This window comes from Actinacidiphila bryophytorum (assembly GCF_016916835.1).
GTDB classification, from domain to species: Bacteria; Actinomycetota; Actinomycetes; order Streptomycetales; family Streptomycetaceae; genus Actinacidiphila; species Actinacidiphila bryophytorum.
Genome location: NZ_JAFFIX010000010.1, coordinates 102,836 through 121,621, shown reverse-complemented (window position 1 = coordinate 121,621; position 18,786 = coordinate 102,836). Strand labels below are relative to the sequence as shown.

The following is an 18,786-nucleotide window of genomic DNA, read 5'->3' as shown; positions in this document are numbered from 1 at the left end:
ATCGGGGGATTCCCCTATCCGCGGATTGAGAGCGCTTTCAATCGGCTGAATCCAAGGGCCATGGCCCAGCCGTGACCCGACATGTGCAGTGCTGAGCGCGATTCCACCCCCACATCCGCGCTGACCTGGCGTTCACTGCGTGAACCCAGGGAAAGGACTCCACTCATGCGCAGGACCTTCCCCCCACGCCGGTCGGTGCACCGGCCGGGCAACCGCCGGCGGCCGGTCGCCCTCCTCGCCGCCTTCGTCCTGGCACTCGCCGGGATGCTGGGCCTGATCGGCACCATCGGCAGCGCGTCGGCGGCCACCGACTACACCCAGAGCGTCAGTGAGCCGAGCAGCACGCAGGCGAAGCTGACCTTCACCCCGACGACGCCCGCGAGCTATGTGATCGTCCACTACACGGTGGGCAGCGGCGGCCAGTTGAACGTCCAGATGGCCGCGTCCGGCAGCAGCTGGACCTACACCGTCTCGCCGATCTCCGCCGGGACCGTGCTGACGTACTCCTTCACCTACACCAAGAACGGCCCGCAGTACGACACGCCGCAGTTCACGTACATCCAGGGCAGCGGCGGCACCTCAAGTGCCGGTACGAGCACGGGCACCAGCACCGGGACCAGCACCGGCACGTCGAGCGGCAGCACCGGCGGCTCCACCACCCCGCCGGCCGGCAACTGCACGGGGCAGTCCGACACCCCGGACTTCGGCTCCAACGTCCACATCTTCGACCCGTCCATGGGCAACGCGGCCATCCAGGCGCAGCTCGACGCCCAGTTCAACCAGATGAAGGACACCAACTCCGCCCAGTTCAGCGAGAACCGGGTCGCCGACCTGTACAAGCCCGGCACCTACAACGTCGAGGACAACGTCGGCTTCTACACCTCGGTCGCAGGGCTCGGCCAGAACCCCGACGACGTCACCATCAACGGCGACGTCACGGTGGACGCCTTCAACGCCTCCGACGCGGGCAACGCCACCCAGAACTTCTGGCGCAGCGCGGAGAACCTGGCGATCAACCCCTCCAGCGGGACCGACCGCTGGGCCGTCGCCCAGGCCGCGCCCTTCCGCAGGATCGACGTGCACGGCGGTCTCGCGCTCTACCCGGCCAGCTACGGCTGGGCCAGCGGCGGCTACGTCGCCGACACCAAGGTCAGCGGCCAGGCCGCCTCGGTCTCCCAGCAGCAGTGGTACACCAGGGACAGCCAGCTGGGCAGCTGGGCCGGCGGCGTGTGGAACATGGTCTTCTCCGGCGTCAACGGCGCCCCCGGGACCACCTTCCCCAACCCGCCGGAGACCACGCTGTCCACCACCCCGGTCTCCCGTGACGTGCCCTACCTCTACATCGACGGCAGCGGCAAATACCGGGTCTTCCTGCCGAGCCTGCGCACCAACGCCTCCGGCCCGAGCTGGGCGAGCGGCAGCACCCCCGGCAGCTCGCTGCCGATGAGCCAGTTCTACGTCGTCAAGGCGGGCGACACCGCCGCGACCATCAACAGCGCGCTGGCCGCCGGCTGCAACCTGTTCGTCACCCCCGGGGTCTACCACCTCAGCCAGACGCTGAACGTCAGCAGGGCCGACACCGTGGTGCTCGGCATCGGCTACCCGACCTTCGTACCCGACAACGGCGTCACCGCGATGCAGGTCGCCGACGTCGACGGAGTGCGGCTCAAGGGCCTGCTGTTCGACGCGGGCACCACCAACTCGCCGTCCCTGCTGACCGTCGGCGCCACCGGCTCGTCGGCGAACCACGCGGCCGACCCGACGACCATCCAGGACGTCTTCTTCCGCATCGGCGGCGAATGCGCGGGCAAGGCCACCAACAGCCTGATCGTCAACAGCAACAACACCATCATCGACCACATCTGGGCCTGGCGGGCCGACCACGGCACCGCGGGCACCGTCGGCTGGAACACCAACACCGCCGACACCGGCCTGACCGTCAACGGCAACAACGTGCTGGCCACCGGGCTGTTCGTCGAGCACTACCAGAAGTACGAGGTGGTCTGGAACGGCCAGGGCGGCCGGACGATCTTCTTCCAGAACGAGAACCCCTACGACCCGCCGGACCAGGCGTCCTGGAAGAACCCCGCGGGCCAGAACGGCTACGCGGCCTACAAGGTCGGCACGGGCGTGACCACCCACGAGGCCTGGGGACTCGGCAGCTACTGCTACTTCAACGCCAACCCCTCGGTGAACAACTACCACGCCTTCGAGGTGCCCAACACCTCCGGAGTGCGCTTCCACTCCGTCCTGACCGTCTCGCTCGGCGGCGTGGGAACCATCACCCACGTCATCAACGACACCGGCGCGGTCACCGCCTCCAACACCACACCCACCAACGTCGTCAGCTACCCCTGACGGCGTGCTGACGGCACACGGGTTGCCCGCCCGGCCGTACGGCCGGGCGGGCAACCCGTGCACGACCCGCGCCAGTTGTGCGCGGCCGGGCCATAATGCCGACCATGACGTCCGTGATCACCGTGGTGTCCGTCACGCTGGTGATCGCGGGCGCCGCGGCCGCCCTGTTCTGGCTGGTCCGCGGGCGCCGCGGCTTCGGCACCCCGGTGGAGCGGGCCGCCTTCGCGGCGCTCCACGAGGCGTCGCTCGCCGCCCCGCTGCTGCGCGACGGGCTCAACCCCGACTCGGCGCGCAAGGCCGCCCGCCACCTGCGGGCGCTGCTCGCCGCCCCGGCGCTCGCCGTCGTCGGCGACGGCGAACTGCTCGCCTGGGACGGCGTAGGACGGCACCACACCGCGCAGGCCGTCGCCCACACCCGGGACGCCATCGACGCGGGACGCCCCTGGCTGGTGCCGGGCGACACCATCGACTGCGGCGACCTGGAGTGCCCGGTGCGCACCGCCGTCGTGGTGCCGCTGGTGGTCGACGGCTTGGTCGTCGGCGCGCTGACGGTCTACGCCCGGCAGGTGTCCGCGGGGCTGGTGCGGGCCGCGGGCGAGGTCGCCCACTGGGTGATCGCACAGCTCGAACTCGCCGAACTCGACCGCTCCCGCACCCGGATGATGGAGGCGGAGCTGCGCGCCCTGCGCGCCCAGATCTCCCCGCACTTCGTCTACAACTCCCTCACCGCCATCGCCTCGTTCGTGCGCACCGACCCGGCGCAGGCCCGCGAACTGCTGCTGGAGTTCGCCGAGCTGACCCGCTACAGCCTGCGCAAGCACGGCGAGTTCAGTACCCTCGCGGAGGAGCTGCGGTCGGTGGACCGGTACTTGCGGCTGGAACGCGCCCGTTTCGGCGCCCGGCTGCAGGTCGACCTGCTGATCGCCCCCGAGGTCCTGCCGGTCGCGGTGCCCTTCCTGTGCCTGCAGCCGCTGGTGGAGAACGCGGTGCGGCACGGCCTGGGACCCAAGGCGGCACCCGGCCTGATCACCATCAGGGCCGAGGACGCCGGCGCCGAGTGCCGGATCAGTGTGGAGGACGACGGGGTGGGCATGGACCCTGAGGAGGTACGGCTGCAGCTGGCAGGGGAGGCGAAGGGCGACTCGCTGGGCCTGGGCAACGTCGACGAGCGGCTGCGGGCGGTGTTCGGCGACGAGTACGGCCTGGTCGTGGAGACCGCACCGGGCGCCGGGACCAGGATCAGCGTCCGGGTGCCGAAGTACCGGAACGGAGTGCACGCTTCATGAGACCGCTGCGGATCCTGGCCGTGGACGACGAGCCGCCCGCACTGGACGACCTGGCCTACCTGCTCCGCGGCGACCACCGGGTCGGCCGGGTGGTGACCGCCGACAGCAGCGACGCGGCCCTGCGGCTGCTGGAGTCCGAGCAGATCGACGCGGTCTTCCTCGACATCAGGATGCCGGGCCTGGACGGTCTCGACCTGGTCCGGGTGCTCCGCCGCTTCGCCCACCCACCCGCCGTCGTCTTCGTCACCGCCTACGAGGACTTCGCCGTCGACGCCTTCGCCCTCAAGGCCAGCGACTACCTGCTCAAACCGCTCGGCGCCGAACGCCTGGCCGAGGCGGTGCGCCGGGTCGCGGCTCTGCTGGACGGCGGGGCGCAGCAGCAGCCGGCCGCCGCCGACCCCGCCCCCGAGCGCATCCCGGTGGACCTCGGCGGCATCACCCGCTTCGTCTCCCGCGACGAGGTCGCCTACGCCGAGGCCCAGGGCGACTACGTGCGGCTGCACACCGCAGGACACGCCCCGCTGGTGCGGGTGCCGCTCGCGGTGCTCGCAGAACGCTGGGAGCCGCACGGCTTCCTGCGCATCCACCGCAGCTACCTGGTCTCGCTGCGGCACGTCGAGGAGCTGCGCTCCGAGGCCGGGCACTGGACGGTCAAGGTCGCGGGCAGCGAACTGCCGGTCAGCCGCCGCCACACCCGCGAGCTGCGCGACGTCCTGGTGCGCTGGGCGCCGGAGCCGGGGGCGGGGCCGGCATGACCGGCCAGAGCGGGCCGCGCCGCCCCGGCAGACCGCAGCCCAGGTCGCAGCAGCGCCCCAAGCAGCCGCCCAAACCGCCCAAGCCCCCGCGGCTGCCGCACCCGGCGGAACCGCAGCCGGCGCCGCCCGCGCCCCGCAGGGTCGCCGTCACGGCGCCGCGCCGCCACCGCGCCGGCGGCTACTCCGCCCGGGCCGGAGCCGCCGACCTGCACGCGCAGCCGCGGCTCGGCCAGCTCTACGTGCGCTCCCTGGTCCGCAACCAGCTGCGGCTCTCCCTGGGGGTGCTGGCGGTGCTCGCGGCGGTGCTCGGCGGGCTGCCCGCCGCCTTCGCGCTGCTGCCGGGGCTGCGCACCTCCGAGGTGGCCGGGATACGGCTGCCCTGGGTGCTGCTCGGCGTCGTCGCCTACCCGCTGCTGGTGGGCGCCGCCTACTTCCACGTCAGGCACGCGGAACGCGTGGAGCGCGACTTCACCGACCTGCTCGGCGGCCCCGACGCCGCACCGCCCGCACCCCCGCGCGACGCCCGGTGAACCCGGGCCTGGGCCTGGCCGCGCTGGCCGTGGTGCTGGTCGCCACCGTGGCCTTCGGCATATACGGCCTGCGGCTGTCCCGCGCCACCTCCGACTTCTACGTCGCCTCCCGCGAGGTCTCACCGCTGTGGAACGCCTCCGCGATCGGCGGCGAGTACCTGTCGGCGGCCTCCTTCCTCGGCGTCGCGGGCCTGGTCATGGCCTACGGCGTGGACATGCTGGCCTACCCGGTCGGCTACACCGCCGGCTACCTGGTGCTGCTCCTGCTGGTCGCCGCCCCGCTGCGGCGCTCCGGCGCCTACACGCTGCCCGACTTCGCCGAGGAGCGGCTGGGCTCGCTCGCGGTGCGCCGGGTGGCGGGCGTCCTGGTCGCCGTCATCGCCTGGCTGTACCTGGTGCCGCAGCTGCAGGGCGCGGGCCTGACCCTGCAGACGGTGACCGGCGCCCCGCGCTGGGCCGGTGCGGTCGTGGTCGCCGTCGTGGTCGTCGGGGTGGCCGCGGCCGGCGGCATGCGCAGCGTCACCCTGGTGCAGGGCTTCCAGTTCTGGCTGAAACTGACCGCCATCGCGGTGCCCGCGCTTTTCCTGGTGATGGCCTGGCACTCCGCCGGTGCGCCCGCGCTGACCGGCCCCGACATCCCGCGCTTCCAGCGCACCACCGCGGTGTCCCTCCAGGACCCGGTGCGCTTCGAGGTGACGCAGCCGGTCACCGTGACGGTCAGCGGACAGCTCGACGGGAGGGCGTACACCGGCGGCCGGGTGCTGCTGGGCGACGGCGGGCACACCGCGGCGGCCGGCAGCGAACTGACCTTCCCGCGCGGCGCGGCCGTACCGCACAAGCACGGCCTGACGCCCTCCTCCGGCGCCCGCTGGGCCTCCCCGCTGTCCGGCGCGGGCGGCAGGTCCCACCCGCTCTACGCCCTCTACTCGATCCTGCTCGCCACGCTGCTGGGCACCATGGGGCTGCCGCACGTCCTGGTCCGCTTCTACACCAACCCCGACGGCATGGCCGCCCGCCGCACCACCTTGCTGGTGCTGGTGCTGCTCAGCGGTTTCTACCTGCTGCCCACCGTCTACGGGGCGCTGGGCCGGGTCATGGCGCCGCAGCTGCTGCTCACCGGGCAGACCGACACGGCCGTCCTGGTGCTGCCGCAGCTGACCCAGGCGGGCGAGGCAGGGCGGCTGCTGGCCGCACTGGCCACCGCGGGCGCCTTCGCAGCGTTCGTGTCCACCGCATCGGGCCTGACCGTGTCGGTGGCCGGCGTGGTCTCGCAGGACCTGCTGCGCGGCTCGACCCGGGGATTCCGCTGGGCGTCGCTGGTCGCCGGCATTCCGCCGCTGGCGATGGCCACCGCGACCGACGGGCTGCCGGTCGCCGACGCCATCGGGCTGGCCTTCGCGGTCGCCGCCTCGTCCTTCTGCCCGCTGCTGGTGCTCGGCATCTGGTGGCGCGGACTGACCGACGTGGGCGCGCTGCTCGGCCTGGTCGCCGGCGGCGGGCTGGCCGCGGTCGCCGTGGTGCTCACCAGCGTCCGCGGCGCCGGCCACGGCTGGAGCGCGGCACTGCTGGAGCAGCCCGCCGCCTGGACGGTGCCCGTCGCCTTCGCCGTGATGATCGCCGGGTCGCTGCTGACCAGGCACCGGCTCTCGCCGGCCGCGGTCGACCGGGTCATGCTGCGGATGCACCTGCCCGAGGAGGTCGCCTCCGGCGACCTGCCACTGCCCGCGGTCCGCCCGCCGACCGCTGGGCGCAGCTGAGGTACCGCCCGCCGTACCCGCGGCACCGCCCGCCGTACGGACCGCACCACTCGGCGACCGACGGTGACGGGCGTCTCGCCGGGGGTGAGCCCCGGTCCTAGCGTGTGCCGCGACCGAGACGGTCTCCCCACCGCCCTGCCGTTCCTCAATGAGGAGGGAAACCGCAGATGAGCACTTCTGCGTCCGCGCCCGCCATCGCCGACCCCGGCCCGCTGGGCCTGGCCGGCTTCGCCGCCACCACCTTCGTCCTCAGCTCCTTCAACGCCGACCTGATCGACGGCAGCCTGCTGCCGGTGGTCCTGCCGCTCGCCCTGTTCTACGGCGGGCTGGTCCAACTGCTGGCCGGGATGTGGGAGTTCAGGAAGGGCAACACCTTCGGCGCGACAGCGTTCTGCTCCTACGGCGCCTTCTGGCTGTCGTACGCCGCCTATGTGAAGTTCGTGGCGGGCACCCTGCCCGCCGACACCGCCCACCAGGCGACGGGGCTCTTCCTGCTGATATGGGCGATCTTCACCGTCTACATGACGGTCGCCGCCCTGCGCACCAACGGCGCCCTGCTCGCGGTCTTCGTCGCCCTGGCGGCGACCTTCGTCGTCCTGACCATCGCCGAGTTCGCCCAGTCGACCGGCACCACCAAGGTCGGCGGCTGGCTCGGCCTGATCACCGCGGTCCTCGCCTGGTACGCCTCCTTCGCCGTGGTCACCAACAGCACCTGGAAGCGCGCCGTCGTCCCGGTCTTCGCCGAGGCGACCTCGGGCGGCACGCCGGCGGGCGGCCCGGTCGAGAGCGCCCACTGATGACCGACGAGACACTGTCCAACCTGCTCAGGGAGGACCGGCGGTTCCCGCCGCCGGCCGCCCTGGCCGAGCAGGCGAACGTCACCGCGGCGGCCTACGACGAGGCCGCCGCGGACAGTGAGGCCTTCTGGGCGGCCCAGGCCGCCCGGCTGGACTGGGCCGAGCCCTGGACGCAGGTGCTGGACTGGAGCCGGGCGCCCTTCGCCCGCTGGTTCACCGGCGGCCGGCTGAACGTGGCCGACAACTGCGTCGACCGGCATGTACGGGCCGGGCTCGGCGACCGGGTCGCGTTCCACTGGGAGGGCGAGCCGGGCGACACCCGCACCCTGACCTACGCCGACCTCAAGGACGAGGTGAGCAGGGCCGCCAACGCGCTGCTCTCGCTCGGCGTCCGGGCCGGCGACCGGGTCGCGATCTACATGCCGATGATCCCCGAGACCGTGGTCGCGATGCTGGCCTGCGCCCGTATCGGCGCCCCGCACACCGTGGTCTTCGGCGGCTTCTCCGCCGAGGCGCTGCGCGGCCGTATCCAGGACTGCGACGCCCGGGTCGTCGTCACCGCCGACGGCGGCTACCGCAAGGGCGCGGCCTCCGCGCTCAAGCCCGCGGTGGACGCGGCGCTGGAGGAGTGCCCCGACGTCCGCAGCGTGCTGGTGGTCCGCCGCACCGGGCAGGACGTGGCGTGGACGGAGGGCCGCGACGTGTGGTGGCACGACCTGGTCACCGCCCAGCCGGCCGACCACACCCCCGAGGCCTTCGACAGCGAGCACCCGCTGTACATCATGTACACCTCGGGAACCACCGCCCGCCCCAAGGGGATCCTGCACACCACCGGCGGCTACCTCACCCAGGTCGCCTGGTCGCACTTCGCGGTCTTCGACGTCAAGCCGGAGACGGACGTGTACTGGACGGCCGCCGACATCGGCTGGGTCACCGGGCACTCGTACATCGTCTACGGCCCGCTGGCCAACGGCGTGACCTCGGTGCTCTACGAGGGCACCCCGGACACCCCGCACCAGGGCCGCTGGTGGGAGATCGTGCAGAAGTACCGGGTCACGATCCTCTACTGCGCGCCGACCGCGATCCGCACCTTCATGAAGTGGGGCGACGCGATTCCGGCCGGCTACGACCTGGCGTCGCTGCGGCTGCTCGGCTCGGTGGGCGAGCCCATCAACCCCGAGGCGTGGATGTGGTACCGCCGGGCCATCGGCGGCGACCGCACCCCGGTCGTGGACACCTGGTGGCAGACCGAGACCGGCGCCCAGATGATCAGCCCGCTGCCCGGGGTGAGCACCTGCAAACCCGGCTCCGCGCTGCGCCCGCTGCCGGGCGTGTCCGCCGAGGTGGTGGACGACGCGGGCGAGCCGGTGCCCAACGGCTCGGGCGGCTACCTGGTGCTGACCAGGCCGTGGCCGGCGATGCTGCGCACCATCTGGGGCGACGAGCAGCGCTACGTCGACACGTACTGGTCGCGCTTCCCCGGCCGCTACTTCGCCGGCGACGGCGCCAAGAAGGACGAGGACGGCGACATCTGGCTGCTGGGCCGGGTGGACGACGTGATGAACGTGTCCGGGCACCGGATCTCCACCACCGAGGTGGAGTCGGCGCTGGTGTCGCACCCGATCGTCGCCGAGGCCGCGGTCGTCGGCGCCACCGACACCACCACGGGCCAGGGCATCGTCGCCTTCGTGATCCTGCGCGGCGACGCGGCGGACAAGGGCGCCGAGGAGGACCCGGCGCAGGAGCTGCGGGCACATGTGGCCAAGGAGATCGGGCCGATCGCCCGGCCGCGGCAGATCCTGGTGGTCGCGGAACTGCCCAAGACCCGCTCGGGCAAGATCATGCGCCGGCTGCTGCGGGACATCGCGGAGAACCGGGAACTGGGCGACGTCACGACGCTGACCGACTCCACGGTGATGGACGCGATCCGCGAGAGGCTGCCGGAAGGCTCCTGAACTCCCCGGCGCCGCCTCCCCGGTGAACCCCGGCCTCCGGCCGGACGGGGGGTGGGCGGCCGGTCCGCTGCTACCGCGGACCGGCCGCCCACGCATGTGCGGCGCGCTGTGCGGCCGTTCAGCAGCCGATCGGCGAGGAGCCGACCGCCACGTCGTCGAACCACAGCGTGTCGTCACCGGTGCCGTAGCTCTCCCAGCCGAGCCGCAGCGCGGTCGGCCGCGGCGGGGTGGTGCGGGACAGCCACTGCTGGTCGATGTCGGCCGTCGGCACCCCGTCCACCCGCAGGCCCGGCACGTCGTTGCCGTTGAGCCAGGTCTCCAGGTCGGGCGAGGTGGTGCCGATGGCGAACCGGAGGCACTGCCAGCTGCCGGTGGGCAGCGGGGTGCTCAGCGCGACACCCGCCGGGCTCTGGGCGGGCAGCGTCGCGTCGTCGCTCTCGCGGTTCCACTGCAGGGCGCCGTTCTGGCCGCCGACCCGCAGCGCGCGGCCGGACTGCGAGGAGTCCGGCATCGAGACGAAGGCGACATGCGCGGAGGGCAGCGCGGTGGTGTGCCGCACCCACATCCGCACGTACATCGTGGGACCCACCGACGACAGGTCCTGGGTGTCGGCGATGAACATGTGGTTGCAGTAGCCGGCGTGGCCGTCCACCCGGATCGACCTGCTGCCGCTGTGCGCGACCGCGGTGTCGACGGTGGCGGTGCCGCTGCCCGAGCAGTCGGGAGCGGCGGTCGTCCACTGGCCCGACGGCGCGGTGCCGGTCTGGTCCTCGAAGTCCGAGCAGATCACCGCGCCCGAGCAGCCGGCCGGCGGGTTCGTGGTCGGCGGTGTCGTCGGCGGGGTGGTGGGCGGTGTGGTGGGCGGTGTGGTCGGCGGGGTCGTGGGGGGCGTGGTCGGGGGAGTGGTGGGCGGGTTGGTGGGCGGCGACCCGTTCGCCGTGCAGCCGAGGCCGTTGAGGGTGATCACGGTCGGCGAGGGGTCGGCAGAGCTCCAGGTGCCCTGCACCCCGAAGTCGACGGAGCCGTTGGTCGGGATCGACGCGTTGTAGCCGGCGTCGGTGGCGGTGACCGCGGTGCCCGACTGGGTGACGGTGGCGTTCCAGCCGCTGGTGATGTGCTGGTCGCCCTGGTAGCTCCAGGTCGCCTTCCAGCCGGTGATCGGGGCGGCGAGGTTGGTGAGCTTGATCTGTGCGGTGAAGCCGCCGGTCCACTCGTTGACGGTGTACGTCATCGAGCAGCCGGTTGCGGCGCCGTGGGCGGTGGGCAGGGCCACCAGGGCGGGCAGCAGCAGCGCCACGGCCACCACCGGCCACAGCCACGGTCTGACGACTAACCGCCGCGAGGATGCGCGCACGGGGACCTCCTGGGCATGTGGGGGGAGTTCCGCTCCCGCACAGGAGTGTGGGAGCGCTCCCACACTATGGAATCGTGTCAAGCCCCTGTCAATGCCTCCTGCCGCCGCGGCCGGAAGACGGCGGCGGGGCCGGCGGCGCACCCCGCGCCACCGGCCCCGTCCGCACCGCCCTGCCCGCTCAGCCCTTGCTGGCGCCCAGCGACAGGCCGGCGATGAACTGCTTCTGCAGCAGGATGTAGACCACCAGGGTCGGCACCGCCGCGATCATCGCGGCAGCCGCGATGAGGTTCTGGTTGCTGACGAACTGCCCCTGCAGGTTCGCCAGCGCCGAGGTCACCGGGCGCTTGTCGCCCGACGACATCAGGGTGATCGCCCAGAAGAAGTCGTTGTAGATCCACGTCGTCAGCAGCGTGGCCAGCGCCGCGAGCGCCGGCCGGCACAGCGGGATGGTCAGCCGCCAGAAGCGGGTCCACAGCGACGCCCCGTCCACCAGCGCGGCCTCGTACATCTCCTCGGGCACCGACTTCATGTAGTTGCTCAGCACGAAGACGCAGAAGCCCAGCTGGAAGGCCACGTTGATGGCGATCAGGCCGAAGATGGAGTTGTACATCAGCCCGCTGTCGCTCACGAAGTGCGGCAGGGTGATCTTCAGGTACAGCCGGTAGAGCGGGGTGATGATCACCTGCTGGGGCAGCAGGTTGCCGGCCGTGAACAGGATCAGCAGCGCGACGTTGAACTTGACGTCCACCCGGCTCAGTACGAAGGCCACGCCCGACGCCAGCGCCAGCACGATGACCACCGCCGGAACCGTGATCATGACCGAGTTCCAGAAGAAGTGCAGCATGTCCGACTGCGTCCACGCGTCGCTGAAGTTCTTCAGCGTCAGGTGGTGCGGCATCGAGACGTAGCCGTACTTGCGGGTGTCGCTGTACGGCCGTACGGCCACGTACAGCGCGAACGCGATCGGCAGCAGCCACAGCACCGACGCGACGATCAGGAAGGCCTGGGAGGCCACCTGGCCCCACGGCCGGGTCCTCCTGCGGCCGGGGGCGGACGGCGCCGCCGCCTTCCCCGGCCTGGTGAGGGCTTCGGTCGTCATGATGCTTCCTCCCGGCGGAACGTCTGGTACAGGAACACCGAGATCGGCACCAGCGAGATGACCAGCAGCACCACGCCCAGCGCAGACCCGAAGCCGACCCGCTGGGTCTCGCCGACGATGTTCGAGGTGACCAGCACCGACAGCAGTTCCAGGCCGTTGATGCCCTTGTTGGTGATGTAGACCAGGTCGAAGGCGCGCAGCGACTCGATGACGGTGACGACCATGACGACGATGTTGATCGGCTTCATCACCGGGAAGATCACCCGCCAGAACGTCTGCCAGGCGTTGGCGCCGTCCATCAGCGCCGCCTCGCGCAGCGTCGGGTCGACCGCCTTCAGGCCCGCCAGGTACAGCACCATCACGTAGCCGGACTGCCGCCAGGTCGCCTCGACCAGCACCGACCACAGGTTCAGATGCGGATTGCCGAGCCAGTCGATGGCGTTGCTGTCGCTGGTGCGCCCGAGCACGGTGTTGATCAGCCCGTAGTTCTGCGAGTACATGAACTCCCAGATGATGCCGACCAGCGCGAGCGAGAGCATGACCGGCAGGAACAGGATGCTCTGGTACATCCGGCTGCCCCGGATGCCACGGTCGATCAGCACCGCGAAGAGCATGCCCAGCGGGGTGGCGATCAGTACGAAGACCGCCAGCCAGATGAGGTTGTGGCGGACCGCGGGCCAGAACTCGGGGTAGATCGTGGCGGCCTGGTGGTAGTTCTGGACCCCGTACCAGCAGCCGTTGTTCAGGATCGACGGGACGTTGGGCTTGCAGGTCTGGGTGTGCAGGCTGCCCACGCCGTTCCACTTGGTGAACGACAGCAGCGCCGTCCCGATCGCCGGGAACCACACGAAGGCCAGGTCGAGCAGCAGCGGTATGCCCAGCAGTACCCCGACCACGACCCTGTCGCGGACGCTGAGCCTGCGCACACCACGGCGGCGGCGCGAGGCCGGGGCCGGAGCCCCGTCCTGCGCCGCTGCCGCGGTGTCCGCGTGGGACGTCGAACTCATGAGGTATAGATCGCCTTCGCCTGCTGCTCCGCGCTCTTCTGCAGGGCGGCGATGTTGCCGGAGCTCGGGTCGTCGATGAACTTCTGGATGATCGAGATCATCGCCTTGGCCATGGCCGGGTCCGCGTCGCGGTCCATGAACTGCGCGACGGCCTTGCACTTGCCGATCTCGGTGACCGACTTCTTCTGGATCGCGTTGTACGTCGGCACCTGCAGGCCGTTGGCCAGGCCGACGTCCCACTGGTCGGTCTTGAGGTACTCGGCCTCGGCCGGGCCGGTGCCGATGTACTCCAGGATCGCCTTGGCCGCGTCCTTGTTCTTGGACTTCTTGCTCAGCATGAAGCCGTCGGTGGGGGCGTCCATGTAGTCCTGGCCCCACTTGGGGTTGATCTCGGGGAAGACGAAGAAGTCCAGGTCCTCCAGGTTCGCCTTGTCCGTCACGTACTGGGCGGCGACCTGGTTGGTGCCCTGGAACATCATGCCGGCCTGCTTGGCCTCCAGGGTCTTGGCGGCGTCCTGCCAGATGCGGCCGTTGGCGCCGGACTGCATGTACGGCATCAGCTCGGCCCAGTGCTGGAAGACCGTGGCGACACCCGCGTCGGTCCACGGGATCTTGTGGGTCATCAGCTGCGTGTGGTAGTCGTACCCGTTGATCCGCAGGTTGAGGATGTCGAAGGTGCCCAGCGCGGGCCAGCCGTCCTTGTCCGCGAACGCGAGCGGGATCAGGCCGTCGGTCTTCATCTTCTTGGCCAGCGCGATGTAGTCGTCCCAGGTGGTCGGGACGGTGTAGCCCTTCGACGCGAAGACCGACTTGTTGTAGAAGACCACCCACGGGTAGTTGTACAGCGGCACCAGGTACTGGTGGCCGTCGAGACCGGTGGACAGCTGCTTGGCCGCGGGGCCGAAGTTGCCGCCGATCTTCTCCCAGACGTCGTCCAGCGGCTCGGCCAGGCCCTGCGCCGCGAAGTACTGCATGCGGTAGCCGGCGAACCAGGTGAACAGGTCGTCCGGGGTGCCCTGCAGGTAGCTGGTGATGTTGTCCTGGAAGGTGTTGTGGTCGACCGTGTTGACGTTCACCTTCACCTTCGAGGACGCGGTGGCCGCGGTGGTGAGCGCGGCGAACGCGGTCTTGGCGGCCGGGTCGGAGTAGTTCGACCCGAAGGTGACGGTGCTGCCGGCCACCGAGCCGGTGCTCTTCGAACCGCTGGACTTCTTGTCATCAGAGTCCGAGCTGCTGCACGCCGTCAGCAGGCCGCCGGAAACTGCCGCGAGCCCCGCGGCACCGGCCGCGCCCCTGAGCAGATTCCTCCGCGACGGGGACGGGCTGCTGCCCGTGCCGGTTCCCGACGTCTCGACGTCCGACATGGTGCCTCCATGTGTGTGTGGGCGCTTATAGGGGACTTGTGGGAGAGCTGAAGGCGAAATGCTGACGGAGCGGAGGCTCTGACGGGTCTACTAGCGCCGAGCCGTTTCCAACAGAAGTCACCAAGATGAAACGCCATCGCAACTGCAGGGTAGTTCTACGCCACATGCAGGGGGCCGTCAACGCCCTGATCCTGATGCGTTGCCGGACCGTGATGTCCCGTCGGTGTTGAAACATGTTTGCTTCGGTTGGCATCGCGCAGCGCGACGCACAGCGGCCGCTGTACGCCCCGTGAAGGGCGTACAGCGGCCGCTCGGCGCCGCGGGTCACCCGATGAGCAGATCGGCCGTCCTGCTCGCGGGCGGGACCCCGTCCTGGCTCACGGTGACCGTCAGCCGCAGCAGGTCGGCCGTGCAGTCGGCGAAGACCAGGTAGGCCGTCGACGTCACGACCCTCTCATGCGGGCCGAAGGTGACCGATCGCGGCAGCGGGTCGATCACCGGGCAGCCGGCCGGCACCCCGGTGGAGCTGCCGGACAGGAAGCGGGCGGCCCAGGTCTCGCGGACCGTGACGTCGTGGTCCGAGCAGTTGGTCGCGGTCAGGGAGGCCGTCGAAGTGCCGCCGGCGGGCACCGACGGCGGGTCGAAGGCGAGCCCGTCGAGCCGGACGCCGCCTGCGGCGGTGGCGCACGGGGCGCCTGAGGTGGGGGGATCGGCGGGCGCCGCCGCCGTGGCGGAGCCGGCCGACACCGCCGCGGCGGCGAGGCAGGCGGCTGCGGTGGCGAGGACGGAGAGTCTGCGGGGCACTGCGGGTCCTTTCCTTGTGCCGGGCGTGAGGGGCCGCCCGGGGACCGAACTGACCGCACCAAAGTGCGGCCCCGCAGGGGGCGTTGGCAACGCCCGGGACGGCACGGCGGGCGGCCGCAGACCCGAACCGGCCGTCCTGCGGCCGGGCCTTCGCCCCAGCTCGCCGCACCGCCGGTCCGCCGCGGGCCGAAGATACGCCCGCCATACAATGGACGCCCGGTCGTACGCCTTCCCGGCAGCAGCCCGGCAAGCGGCAGCATCCGCTGCGGATCGGAGAGATCATGCCCCGGTACCGTGGTTCGTTCCCGTCCCGGTCGATGGCCTGAAAGGCTCCCATGAAAGCTGAGATCGCCGTGTCCGCCGGTGCGCGGCACACCCGGATCCTCGGGGTCGGCGCCTACCGCCCGCGCCGGGTCGTCGACAACGCCGAGGTGTGCCGGCACATCGACTCCACCGACGAGTGGATCCGGTCGAGAACCGGCATCGTCACCCGCCGCTGGGCGGGACCCGACGAGACCCTGGGCGTCATGGCGGAACAGGCCGCGAGCAAGGCCATCGCGGCAGCCGGGCTCGCCCCCGACGCCATCACCTGCGTGATCGCCGCGACCTTCACGCACCTGAAGCAGACGCCGGCGATCGCCACCGAGATCGCCCACCGCATCGGCGCCACCGGGGCCGCGGGCTTCGACATCTCGGCCGGCTGCGCGGGCTTCGTGCACGGCATCGTGCTGGCCTCCGACGCGGTGCGCGCCCGCGGCGGTCACGTACTGGTCGTCGGCGTCGAGCGGATGACCGACATCCTCGACCTGACCGACCGCTCCACCGCGTTCATCTTCGGCGACGGGGCGGGCGCCGTCGTCGTCGGCCCGTCCGACACCCCGGGCATCGGGCCGGTCGTGTGGGGCGCCGACGGCTCCCAGGCCGACGCGATCACCCAGAGCGTGCCGTGGGACGCGCTGCGGGACGCACCGGGACAGCCCTTCCCCGCACTGCGGCAGGACGGCCAGCGGGTCTTCCGCTGGGCCGTCTACGAGATGTCCAAGGTCGCCGTCCAGGCCGTCGAGGCCGCCGGCATCACCCCTGACGACCTCGACGCCTTCGTGCCGCACCAGGCCAACGAGCGGATCATCGACGCGATGACCCGCTCCATGGGCCTGCCCTCGCGGGTCGCGGTCGCCAAGGACATCGTCACCACCGGCAACACCTCGGGGGCCTCCATCCCGCTGGCGATGGAGTCGCTGCTCGCCTCGGGCCAGGCCGTCACCGGCGACACCGCCCTGCTCCTCGGCTACGGCTCGGGGCTGTCGTACGCGGCACTGGTGGCCGTCCTGCCCTGACCCGGGCCGCGACCGGCCGCCCCGTGGGGCGGCCGGTCCCTCAGCCGCGCGGCGCCTCCGCGGCCAGGAAGCCGTCCACGACCGCCTGCACCACGTCGGTGCCGAACTCCGCCCCGGCCAGCAGCCGCCGGTAGACCAGCGGGCCCGCGAGCCGGTCGACCGCCAGGTCCACGTCGAGGTCCGCGGGCAGCTCGCCCGCAGCCCGCGCCCGCTCCAGGATCTCCCGCTGCACCCGCGAACCGGCCGCGTACAGCTCCTGCTTGAGCCGGGCGAAGACCGGGTCCACCCCGGCCCGCTCGATGACCGCCCGCATCCCGTGCTCGCTCACCGGGTCGTGCAGCAGCCGGCGCAGCGCGTCCAGCTCGCCCACCAGGTCCGCGCGCAGGTCGCCGGACGGGGTGATGTGCGCGGCCTGTATGCGCTGCACGACCGCGTCCCGCAGCATGCCGGAGGTGTCGGGCCAGTGCCGGTAGAGGGTGGTGCGCCCGACCCCGCTGCGGGCGGCCACCGCGACATGCGTCACCGCGGCCCACCCCTGCTCCACCAGCAGCTCCTGCGCGGCGGCCAGGGCCGCGGCCCTGCTCCTTGCCGCGCGCGGGTCGGGGCCGCGCCCGGGCGTGCCCGGCGGCCCGTACGCAGCGGAGGACGTGGACATCGCCGCTCCCCTTCTCTCGCCCGCCCGGGCCACCCCGGGCGGCTCCCTACGGTAGGGGACGCGCCGGGCCGCGGCGCCGACGGCCCGCGGGCACCCTGCCGTGAGCCCGCGGGCCCCCGGGTCACAGCACGGCAGGCACCGCCGCGTCCCGCTGCCCGGCCGGCACCCGGATGGCCAGCGCCGCGACGGCCGCGGCGCCCAGCAGGACGCAGCCGGCCACCAGGAAGCCCACCCCGTAGCCGTGCACGAGCGCGCCGGCCGGGTCGGCGCCGGGCTGCGCCAGCCGGTGCCGGGTCGCGGTCGCCGCGACGGTGCCCAGCACCGCGAGCCCGAGGGCGCCGCCGACCTGCTGGGCGGTGTTCAGCAGCGCCGAGGCCACCCCGCTCTCCTCGCCCCTGACCCCGGCGACCGCGGTCAGGGCCAGCGGTACGAAGCACAGCCCGAGCCCGCAGCCGCCGATCAGCAGCGGGCCGAAGACGTCGGCGCCGTAGGTGCTGTGCGCGTCGATCCTGGACAGCCACAGCATCCCGCCCGCCGAGACCGCGGTGCCCGCGGTCAGCAGCGCCCGCGGTCCGGTGCGGCCCACCAGGGCGCTGCTCGCCGTCGCGCACACCGCAGCGCCGACGGCGAAGGCGAGGAAGGAGAAGCCGGTCCTGAGCGGGCTGAAGCGCAGCACGACCTGCAGGAAGAGGGTGAGGAAGTAGAACAGCACGATCAGCGAGGAGCCGACCGCGAGCATCACCGCGAAGGCGCCCGACCGGTTGCGGTCGGCGAAGATCCGCAGCGGCATCAGCGGGGTGCGCGAGCGCACCTCGATCACCAGGAAGGCCGCGAGCAGGGCCGCGCCCGCCGCCAGCGGCGCCACGGTGGCCGCGCTGCCCCAGGAGTGCGAGGCGGCGTTGATCAGCCCGTAGACCACCAGCGACATGCCGCCCGTTGCGGTGCTCGCGCCCGGCAGGTCCAGGCGCCCGGCGGCCGGCTTCGACTCGCGGAAGGCGAGCGGGGCCGCGACCAGCACGAAGGCGCCGACGGGCACGTTGATGAAGAGCACCCAGCGCCAGCTCAGCTCGTCGGTGAAGACCCCGCCGAGCACATTGCCCAGCGCGCCGCCGACCCCGGAGACGGCTCCGTAGACGCCCATCGCCCGGTTGCGCTCTGCGCCCTCCGCGAAGGTGGCGGTCAGCAGGGCCAGTGCGGCGGGGGCGATGAGCGCGCCCGCGACGCCCTGCGCGGTCCTGGCGGCGAGCAGCCAGGCCTGGCCGGTGGCCAGGCCGCCGAGCAGCGAGGCCGCGGTGAGCAGGGCGGCGCCCGCGGCGAAGGTCCTGCGGCGGCCGTAGCGGTCGGCGACGCGACCGCCGAGCAGCAGCAGGCCGCCGAAGGCCAGCGCGTAGGCGTTGACGACCCACTCCAGGTGGGCGGGGGAGAAGTCCAGGGCGTGCTGGATGGACGGCAGGGCCACGTTCACGACCGAGACGTCGAGGACGACCATCATCTGCGCCAGCGCGATCAGGGTCAGCGCCAGTCCCTTGCGGGACGCCGGCCGCCCCGCTGCGGCCCGCACGGACGGCGGGCGGGTGTCGGTCATGGGAGGTCTCCTGTCCCGTGCTCGGGGAAGTGGGGCATGATGCCCCGCATCTATGGAACAGAATGCCCCGAAAGTTGGCTGTGGGGCAAGCTGCCCCACAGGGCCGGGTGCATGCGGACAGCGTGAAGGGCGGAAGCCTGCGC

Annotated in this window: 15 protein-coding genes; 8 read left to right on the top strand and 7 right to left on the bottom strand. The window is 72.0% G+C overall.

The annotated features are described in order from the left end of the window. The first annotated feature begins 165 nt into the window (after window positions 1–165). The 7 genes from JT723_RS17045 to acs all read left to right on the top strand — a co-directional run bounded on the left by JT723_RS17045 (window position 166) and on the right by acs (window position 9,438). Window positions 166–2,358: a pectate lyase-like domain-containing protein gene (locus JT723_RS17045; RefSeq protein ID WP_205045495.1), complete on the top strand. Its 2,193-nt coding sequence runs from the start codon at window positions 166–168 to the stop codon at window positions 2,356–2,358. Window positions 2,359–2,453: 95 nt separating this feature from the next. Further along, window positions 2,454–3,644, top strand: coding sequence for a sensor histidine kinase (locus tag JT723_RS17040; RefSeq protein WP_372441327.1), 1,191 nt, complete (start codon window positions 2,454–2,456; stop codon window positions 3,642–3,644). After that, window positions 3,641–4,399: a LytR/AlgR family response regulator transcription factor gene (locus JT723_RS17035; protein ID WP_205045493.1), complete on the top strand. Its 759-nt coding sequence runs from the start codon at window positions 3,641–3,643 to the stop codon at window positions 4,397–4,399. The genes JT723_RS17040 and JT723_RS17035 overlap by 4 nt, the downstream gene beginning before the upstream one ends. Continuing rightward, window positions 4,396–4,929: a hypothetical protein gene (locus tag JT723_RS17030; protein WP_240165743.1), complete on the top strand. Its 534-nt coding sequence runs from the start codon at window positions 4,396–4,398 to the stop codon at window positions 4,927–4,929. The genes JT723_RS17035 and JT723_RS17030 overlap by 4 nt, the downstream gene beginning before the upstream one ends. Beyond that, window positions 4,926–6,686: a sodium/solute symporter gene (locus JT723_RS17025; RefSeq protein WP_205045492.1), complete on the top strand. Its 1,761-nt coding sequence runs from the start codon at window positions 4,926–4,928 to the stop codon at window positions 6,684–6,686. Before JT723_RS17030 ends, JT723_RS17025 begins: the two co-directional genes overlap by 4 nt. A 167-nt stretch (window positions 6,687–6,853) precedes the next feature. Further along, window positions 6,854–7,483, top strand: coding sequence for an acetate uptake transporter (locus JT723_RS17020; protein WP_205045491.1), 630 nt, complete (start codon window positions 6,854–6,856; stop codon window positions 7,481–7,483). Next, window positions 7,483–9,438, top strand: a complete 1,956-nt coding sequence (gene acs / locus JT723_RS17015; RefSeq protein ID WP_205045490.1) for an acetate--CoA ligase — start codon at window positions 7,483–7,485, stop codon at window positions 9,436–9,438. Before JT723_RS17020 ends, acs begins: the two co-directional genes overlap by 1 nt. A gap of 118 nt (window positions 9,439–9,556) precedes the next feature. On the opposite strand, the gene JT723_RS17010 is transcribed toward acs, so the two are convergent. The 5 genes from JT723_RS17010 to JT723_RS16990 all read right to left on the bottom strand — a co-directional run bounded on the left by JT723_RS17010 (window position 9,557) and on the right by JT723_RS16990 (window position 15,066). Then, complete coding sequence (locus tag JT723_RS17010) at window positions 9,557–10,792, bottom strand: cellulose-binding domain-containing protein (protein WP_372441326.1); 1,236 nt, start codon at window positions 10,790–10,792, stop codon at window positions 9,557–9,559. 178 nt (window positions 10,793–10,970) lie between these two features. Then, complete coding sequence (locus JT723_RS17005) at window positions 10,971–11,891, bottom strand: carbohydrate ABC transporter permease (RefSeq protein ID WP_205045489.1); 921 nt, start codon at window positions 11,889–11,891, stop codon at window positions 10,971–10,973. Then, window positions 11,888–12,898 (bottom strand): carbohydrate ABC transporter permease, encoded by a 1,011-nt coding sequence (locus JT723_RS17000; protein ID WP_205045488.1) that lies wholly within the window; start codon window positions 12,896–12,898, stop codon window positions 11,888–11,890. The genes JT723_RS17005 and JT723_RS17000 overlap by 4 nt, the downstream gene beginning before the upstream one ends. Then, window positions 12,895–14,262 (bottom strand): ABC transporter substrate-binding protein, encoded by a 1,368-nt coding sequence (locus JT723_RS16995; protein ID WP_205045487.1) that lies wholly within the window; start codon window positions 14,260–14,262, stop codon window positions 12,895–12,897. Before JT723_RS16995 ends, JT723_RS17000 begins: the two co-directional genes overlap by 4 nt. A gap of 324 nt (window positions 14,263–14,586) precedes the next feature. Further along, a complete protein-coding gene (locus JT723_RS16990) occupies window positions 14,587–15,066 on the bottom strand; it encodes a hypothetical protein (RefSeq protein WP_205045486.1) in 480 nt (159 codons plus the stop codon). 335 nt (window positions 15,067–15,401) lie between these two features. On the opposite strand from JT723_RS16990, the gene JT723_RS16985 reads away from it, so the two are divergent. Further along, a complete protein-coding gene (locus JT723_RS16985; RefSeq protein ID WP_205045485.1) occupies window positions 15,402–16,403 on the top strand; it encodes a beta-ketoacyl-ACP synthase III in 1,002 nt (333 codons plus the stop codon). A 40-nt stretch (window positions 16,404–16,443) separates the two neighbouring features. Here JT723_RS16985 and JT723_RS16980 read toward each other — a convergent pair whose 3' ends face one another. Continuing rightward, entirely contained in the window at window positions 16,444–17,058 is a 615-nt protein-coding gene (locus JT723_RS16980) for a TetR-like C-terminal domain-containing protein (RefSeq protein ID WP_205045484.1), read from the bottom strand. A 121-nt stretch (window positions 17,059–17,179) separates the two neighbouring features. Next, complete coding sequence (locus JT723_RS16975) at window positions 17,180–18,643, bottom strand: MFS transporter (RefSeq protein WP_205045483.1); 1,464 nt, start codon at window positions 18,641–18,643, stop codon at window positions 17,180–17,182. Between the last annotated feature and the right edge of the window lie 143 nt (window positions 18,644–18,786).

Bases quoted from the DNA above. Each gene is read 5' to 3' on its own strand.
- JT723_RS17005 (WP_205045489.1), bottom strand. From the start codon at position 11,891: ATGACGACCGAAGCCCTCACCAGGCCGGGGAAGGCGGCGGCGCCGTCC.
- JT723_RS17000 (WP_205045488.1), bottom strand. From the start codon at position 12,898: ATGAGTTCGACGTCCCACGCGGACACCGCGGCAGCGGCGCAGGACGGG.
- JT723_RS16975 (WP_205045483.1), bottom strand. From the start codon at position 18,643: ATGACCGACACCCGCCCGCCGTCCGTGCGGGCCGCAGCGGGGCGGCCG.
- JT723_RS17040 (WP_372441327.1), top strand. From the start codon at position 2,454: ATGCCGACCATGACGTCCGTGATCACCGTGGTGTCCGTCACGCTGGTG.
- JT723_RS16995 (WP_205045487.1), bottom strand. From the start codon at position 14,262: ATGTCGGACGTCGAGACGTCGGGAACCGGCACGGGCAGCAGCCCGTCC.
- acs (WP_205045490.1), top strand. From the start codon at position 7,483: ATGACCGACGAGACACTGTCCAACCTGCTCAGGGAGGACCGGCGGTTC.
- JT723_RS17045 (WP_205045495.1), top strand. From the start codon at position 166: ATGCGCAGGACCTTCCCCCCACGCCGGTCGGTGCACCGGCCGGGCAAC.
- JT723_RS17035 (WP_205045493.1), top strand. From the start codon at position 3,641: ATGAGACCGCTGCGGATCCTGGCCGTGGACGACGAGCCGCCCGCACTG.
- JT723_RS17030 (WP_240165743.1), top strand. From the start codon at position 4,396: ATGACCGGCCAGAGCGGGCCGCGCCGCCCCGGCAGACCGCAGCCCAGG.
- JT723_RS17020 (WP_205045491.1), top strand. From the start codon at position 6,854: ATGAGCACTTCTGCGTCCGCGCCCGCCATCGCCGACCCCGGCCCGCTG.
- JT723_RS16985 (WP_205045485.1), top strand. From the start codon at position 15,402: ATGAAAGCTGAGATCGCCGTGTCCGCCGGTGCGCGGCACACCCGGATC.
- JT723_RS16980 (WP_205045484.1), bottom strand. From the start codon at position 17,058: ATGTCCACGTCCTCCGCTGCGTACGGGCCGCCGGGCACGCCCGGGCGC.